General features: G+C 60.0%; 4 protein-coding genes. All 4 read left to right on the top strand.

Features of this window, described 5'->3' with window-relative positions:
- Nucleotides 1-99: 99 nt before the first annotated feature.
- Nucleotides 100-2037 carry an acetate--CoA ligase gene (gene acs / locus AC1DSG_RS24870; protein WP_477793270.1) on the top strand — a complete coding sequence of 646 codons (1938 nt, stop codon included), beginning with the start codon at nt 100-102 and terminating at the stop codon, nt 2035-2037.
- Nucleotides 2038-2087: 50 nt separating this feature from the next.
- Nucleotides 2088-2960 (top strand): oxygenase MpaB family protein, encoded by an 873-nt coding sequence (locus AC1DSG_RS24865; RefSeq protein WP_477793269.1) that lies wholly within the window; start codon nt 2088-2090, stop codon nt 2958-2960.
- A gap of 171 nt (nt 2961-3131) precedes the next feature.
- Nucleotides 3132-4148 carry a class I SAM-dependent rRNA methyltransferase gene (locus AC1DSG_RS24860; protein WP_477793268.1) on the top strand — a complete coding sequence of 339 codons (1017 nt, stop codon included), beginning with the start codon at nt 3132-3134 and terminating at the stop codon, nt 4146-4148.
- A 60-nt stretch (nt 4149-4208) separates the two neighbouring features.
- The coding region (locus tag AC1DSG_RS24855) for a DUF748 domain-containing protein (RefSeq protein WP_477793267.1) at nt 4209-7080 on the top strand (2872 nt) is incomplete at its 3' end.

Here is a 7080-nt window from a genome sequence, read left to right as displayed (position 1 = left end):
ACATAAATGTTGAATGACACAACGCCTTCGCTGRCAAGCCAGCTCCTACGAGGGTCGTGTAGCTCCCCTCTTGTCTTAAAACAAGAATAAGGAACCGTCATGTTCGATATCAGCACGTTCCCCAAAGCCGATGCCGTCCGCCGGGCTGCGAATTTAAGTCAAGACGACTATCACCGCCTGTACCGCGAATCCATCGAACACCCCAGTACGTTCTGGGCCGAACAAGCCTCGCGCTTTCTCGACTGGAGTACGCCGTGRGCCACCGTCCAGCGTTACAACCTGAAAACCGGTGAAGCCAGCTGGTTTGCCGGCGCCAGGTTGAACGTCAGTTACAACTGCATCGACCGTCATCTGGAACAGCGCGGCGATCAGGTCGCGATCATCTGGGAAGGCGACGATCCCGCCGAATCTGCGCAAATCACTTACAAAAAACTCCATCACTACGTCTGTCGCCTGGCCAACGTGCTCAAAAGCCGTGGCGTGAAGAAAGGCGACCGCGTATGCATTTACATGCCGATGATTCCCGAAGCGGCCTACGCCATGCTCGCTTGCACGCGAATCGGCGCGGTGCATTCGGTGGTCTTTGGCGGTTTCTCCCCGGATTCGGTGCGCGACCGGATTCTTGATGCCGATTGCCGCACCGTGATCACCGCCGACGGAGGCGTACGCGGCGGCAAAGTCGTGCCCCTGAAGGAGAAAGTCGACAAGGCACTGGAGAGTTGCCCGAACGTCAGCACCGTGATCGTGGTTGAACACACACAGGGCCAAGTGAATTGGGTTGAAGGTCGCGACCTCTGGTATCACCAGGCCTTGCGCGACGTCAGCGACGATTGCCCGCCTGAGCCGATGGACGCCGAAGACCCGCTGTTCATCCTCTACACCTCCGGCAGCACCGGCAAACCCAAAGGCGTGTTGCACACCACCGGCGGCTACTTGCTGCAAGCGGCAATGACCTTCAAATATGTGCTCGACTACCACGACGGCGAAGTGTTCTGGTGCACCGCCGATGTCGGCTGGGTCACCGGCCACAGCTACATCGTCTACGGTCCACTGGCCAACGGCGCGACCACGCTGATCTTCGCAGGCGTTCCGAGTTACCCGAGCAGCTCGCGCTTCTGGCAGGTCATCGACAAACACCACGTCAATATTTTCTACACGGCGCCGACCGCCCTGCGTTCGCTGATGCGCGAAGGGCCGGAACCGTTGAAGGAAACTTCGCGTGCCAGCCTCAGATTACTTGGCAGTGTCGGTGAGCCGATCAACCCGGAGGCGTGGGATTGGTACTTCAATGTTGTCGGCGAACAGCGCTGCCCGATTGTCGACACCTGGTGGCAGACCGAGACCGGCGGCATCATGCTCAGCCCGCTGGTCAGCGCACAACGGATCAAACCCGGCTGCGCCACGCAACCTATGTTCGGCGTACAACCGGTACTGCTGGATGAAACGGGCAAGGAAATCAAAGGCGCCGGCAGCGGCGTGCTGGCCATCAAATCCAGCTGGCCGGCACAGATCCGCAGCGTCTACGGCGACCCGCAACGGATGGTTGACACCTACTTCAAGCCCTACCCCGGTTACTACTTCACCGGTGACGGCGCGCGACGCGACGAGGACGGCGATTACTGGATCACCGGACGCATCGACGACGTGATCAACGTCTCCGGGCACCGTATCGGCACCGCTGAAGTGGAAAGTGCCCTGGTGCTGCACGACAGCATTGCCGAAGCCGCGGTGGTCGGGTACCCCCACGACCTTAAAGGACAGGGCATCTACGCCTTTGTCACGCCCATGAACGGCACCGCCCCCAACGACGAACTGAAGAATGCGCTGCTGGCCCACGTCAGCAAGGAAATCGGCAGCTTCGCCAAACCGGACTTGATCCAATGGGCCCCGGCCTTGCCGAAAACCCGTTCAGGCAAGATCATGCGGCGTATCCTGCGCAAAATAGCCTGCAATGAACTGGACACGCTGGGTGATACGTCGACCCTGGCCGACCCGAGCGTTGTTCAGGATCTGGTGGATAAACGCCTGAATCAATAAGCCTCGCGCGGCCAGCAATGGCCGCGTTTTATTTTCGCCACTGAGTCGCCATGGAATTCATCCGTAGCCGCATCGAAACCCAGATCATGAGCCTGACCGGTCTGTCCCTCGGCAAGCTCGACCTGGAAAATCCCAAGGGCGATCCCGGTCTGTTCGGCCCCGACTCGGTGAGTTGGCAAGTGCATGGCGATTTCAGCAGCATGCTGATCGGCGGCATCAGTGCCCTGATGCTGCAAGCCTTGCATCCATTGGCGCTGGCCGGGGTCTGGGACCATTCGAATTTTCGCGAGGACATGCTTGGCCGACTGCGCCGCACCGGGCAGTTCATCTCCGGCACCACGTTTGGCTCACGAAAGGATGCCGACTGGCTGATCGAGAAAGTCCGCACTATCCACCTGCAAGTGACGGGCACTGCGCCGGACGGGCGCCCCTATGCGGCCAGCGATCCGGACCTGCTGACCTGGGTGCACGTGGCCGAAGTCAGTAACTTTCTGGCCGCGCATTTGCGTTATCGCAATCCGAATCTGTCATCGGCCGATCAGGACCGTTACTACGGGGAAATCGCGTTGATCGCCGAGCGACTGGGCGCCCGCGATGTGCCCCGCTCGCGGCAAGAAATAGCTGATTACCTTGAACGCATTCACCCACAGTTGCTGTGTGACGAACGCAGCCGCGAAGTATTGCGCCTGTTGTTGAACGCCCCCTCCCCCAGCCGTTTGGCCAAGCCTTTCGGCGGCTTAATGATGCAGGCCGGCATCGATCTGTTACCGGACTGGGCCAGTGACATGCTCGGCGTCAGCCAAAACCCTCTGCAACGCAAACTGATCCGCGCCAGCGTTAAACGCAGCGCGCCAATGCTGCGCTGGGCTGTGCGTAATGGCTCGGTGCAGCGGGCTAAACGGCGGATGGGTTTATTAACCTGAGCGCACGCAATTTGTGGCGAGGGAGCCTGCTCCCGCTCGAGTGCGCAGCGCTCGCAAAAATCTGCGACAGTTGCCGAAACTTTTGGGGCCGCTTCGCAGCCCAGCGGGAGCARGCTCCCTCGCCACAGTGTTAAACTCCCGCGCCAAATTCCCTCCTGCAAGGCGCCCAGCATGTCTTCCTTGAATCAGGCGCTGCGCGCCGCCCTCGAACATCGCCAGGACCTGCTTGCCGAACTGCATCAGCAAGGCACCGATTGTTATCGCCTGTTCCACGGCAGCCAGGAAGGCGCCGGTGGCCTGACCATCGACCGCTATGGCCCGCAACTACTGGTGCAAAGCTTTCACCAGTCGCTGGAGCGCKACGCGCTGCTGCACCTGCACGAGGTGATCAATCAGCATTTGGGCCTCGACACCCTGCTGGTCTACAACGACCGCTCCCGGGGCAATTCGCGCATCGACCGCGAAGACACGGTCTACCGTGCCGATGAGGCGGCGCTAGAAGATCTGGTCGGCCACGAATGGGGCCTGAACTACCGGGTTCGCGGGCGCCATGCCGGCCAGGATCCCCTGCTGTTCCTCGACCTGCGCAATACCCGTGGCTGGGTCAAAGCGCACAGCCAAAACAAAAGCGTGCTCAACCTGTTTGCCTACACCTGTGGCGTCGGCCTGAGCGCTGCGGCCGGTGGCGCCCGTGAAGTGTGCAACCTGGATTTCGCCGAGGGCAACCTGGCAGTCGGCCGTGAAAACGGTCTGCTCAATCCGCAGTTGCCAGCCATGCAATTCGTCCAATCCGATTACTTCCCGGCGATCCGCCAACTGGCCGGCCTGCCAATCAGTCAACGGCGCGGACAGAAACTGCCGAGCTACCAACGCCTGGAACAGCGTCAGTACGATCTGGTGCTGCTCGACCCTCCCGCCTGGGCCAAGAGTGCTTTCGGCACCGTCGACCTGCTGCGCGACTACCAGAGCCTGCTCAAACCCGCGCTGCTGACCACCGCCGACAATGGCGTGCTGATTTGCTGCAATAACCTGGCAAAGGTCAGCATGGACGATTGGCGCGAACAGGTGCTGCGCTGCGCGGAGAAAGCCGGGCGTCCGGTGCGCGAGTGGACAGTGATGACACCGGGCGCTGATTTTCCGTCGTTGGATCAGCAGCCGCCGCTGAAAACGCTGATTCTGCAACTCTGACAATCACCCAAAAATTCAGATAAGTCCTGCAAAGCGTGGTCACTTCGGAACTGCAATCGCATGCCATACTCCAAGGCACTCCGATTCAGACAGATGAAGCCACACATGACCAAAGGATTGATTCGCGCTATCGGCGCCTTGTTGACTGCTCTGGCCCTCTACAGCTTGCTGGGGTTTCTGATTTTACCGGGTATCGCGTTGCGGATTGCCAACCAGCAATTGGCCCATTACGCCACGGTGCCCGCCCACCTTCAGCGGATCGAATTCAACCCGTTCAGCCTGGAAGTCACCCTTTGGGGCCTGGTCATCGGCGAGCCGGGCAAGGAACAGATCGGATTCGAACGCCTGTACGCCAACCTGCAAGTCGACAGCCTGTGGACCAAGGCCGTGCATTTGTCCGAGATCGAACTGGTCAAATCCAAGACCGAAATCCTCTTCGGCAAGGACGGTAAACTCAACCTGCTTGGCCTGTTCAAACTGCCCGCGAGCGAACCGACGCCTGCCGATCCGGATGCCAAGCCGTTTCCGCTGCGCGTGGAGCGGATCAACCTGGTCGACGGCGCGGTGCACTTCCAGGACCTGCGCCCCAGCGAACCCATCGAATTTCTCTACGACAAACTCGATCTTGAGCTGAAACACCTCAGCACCCTGCCCGACGACAGCGCCGACATGACGTTGGTAGCCATCGGACCGGCCGGTGGGCAAGTCGACTGGACCGGCAATTTCAGCCTGATTCCCCTCGCCTCCGAAGGTAAGCTGAAAATCACTGACGGCAAGATGAAATCCTTTTGGCCTTATGTGCGCGACGCGGTGCCACTGGATCTGCAAAGTGGCGTCCTCAGCCTCAGCACCGACTACAAACTCAATCTGTCCAAAGAAACCGAACTGCTGCTGAGCAACGTCGCCGTCAGTGTCGCGCCTTTCGCGATCAAGGCCCCGGACGGCCGACCTTTGGCAAAGCTTGAACGACTGGACATCAGCGAAACCACGGTAGACCTGGCCAAGCAACTCGTGGTGGTCGGCAAGATTCGCAGCCACAAGCTGGAAACCTGGGCCGCCCTCGAAGCCGATGGGCAACTCGACTGGCAGAAGCTGTTCGCCAGCCAGCCGTCCAACCCCGCCGCCAAGGCCAAGGCTGAACCCACCAGTACGCCAGCGGCAGCCGACTCGCCCAAATCTGAACCGGCAACACCGGGCAAGCCGTGGCAAGTGATACTGAAAGACGTGCAACTGCGCGATTCCCTGGTGCACCTGGCCGACCGCAAGGCGCAACCCGCAGTGGCGCTGGACGTCGGCCCGTTGAATCTGGACCTGCAGAACTTCGACAGCCTTAACGGTTCGCCTTTTAATCTCAAGCTCGACACCGGCGTGGGCAAACAAGGCAAGGCTTTGGCCGACGGCGTGGTCAATCTCGCCCCGATCAGCGCCAAACTGAAGGTGCAGACCAAAGACATCGACCTGCGTGTCGCCCAGTCCTACATCACCCCATTCATGCGCCTGGAACTGCGTAGCGGCATGCTCGGCAGTGATCTGGCGGTCGAACTGAAAAGCACTGAACCGCTGGCATTCAGCGTCACCGGCCGGGCTCAAGTCGATCAGTTGCACACCCTCGACACCCTGAAAACCCGCGACTTCCTCAAGTGGCAGCAGTTGGTGCTCGAAGGCCTGAACTATCAGCACGGTGACAGTCTGTCGATCGACAAGGTCAACCTGTTCCAACCCTATGCGCGGTTCATGATCAACGAAGATCGCACCACCAACATTGATGACCTGTTGATCCCGCAACCGCCCGATACCGGCGCCAAGACCACCGTAGCCAAAACGGCCAGCAACAATAAACCGCTGGGCATTCACATCGGCGGTATCGCCATCAATGACGGTTCGGCCAACTTCGCCGACTTCAGCCTGACACCGAACTTCGCCACCGCCGCGCAACAGCTCAACGGGCAGATCGGCACTATCGACAGTCGCCAGGCGAAACCGGCCAGTGTGGATATCAAAGGCAAGGTAGACCGTTATGCACCCGTGACCATCAAGGGCGCGGTCAATCCGTTCGACCCGATGGCCAGCCTCGACATCGCCACCAGTTTCAAACGAGTGGAACTGACTACGCTCACGCCTTACTCCGGCAAGTTCGCCGGGTATCGCATCCGCAAGGGCCGACTCAATCTCGACCTGCATTACGTGATCATCAAAGGCCAGCTCAAGGCCGAAAATAAAGTCGTGGTCGAGCAACTGCAGTTGGGTGAAAAGGTCGACAGCCCGGATGCCGTAAGTCTGCCGCTGAAGCTGGCGATTGCCTTGCTCAAGGATGTGGATGGCAAGATTTCCATCGAATTACCCGTTACTGGCGACCTCAATAACCCGCAGTTCAGCGTCATGCCGATCGTCTGGCAAACCCTGCGCAATCTGATCGTCAAAGCCGCCGCTGCGCCGTTCAAAATGATTGGCGGACTGGTCAGCGGCGGCAGTTCCGAAGACTTGGGCACCGTGTCGTTCGCACCGGGCTCCAGCGATTTGAGCCAGGATGCCGAGGGCGCGTTGGTCAAACTGTCCCAAGCCTTGAAGGAACGTCCGGCCCTGCGCCTGGAAATCGAAGGTACGGCCGCCGCCAGCAGTGACGGCCCGTTGATTGCCGAGCAACGCCTGGAGCGGGAATACCAATACAACTACTACAAAATGCTCCAGCGTCGCGGCGACAAAGTCCCGGCCCAGGCTTCCTTGCTGGCGGTGCCGGAGGACGAGAAAGGCGCGCTGTTGGAAGGCATCTACCGCACGCGTCTGAAGACGCAGCCGCCCGCCGTATGGAATGACCTGGGCAAGGAAGAACGCACCGCCAAAATGCGCGCCGACGTGATCAAGTTCTGGAGTGCCAGCGACCTGCTGTTGCGTCAGTTGGGGCAGGAGCGCGCCAGCAGCATCAAGGATTACC

Source organism: Pseudomonas sp. P5_A12 (genome assembly GCF_056400685.1).
This window is presented reverse-complemented; position numbering and strand designations above follow the sequence as displayed.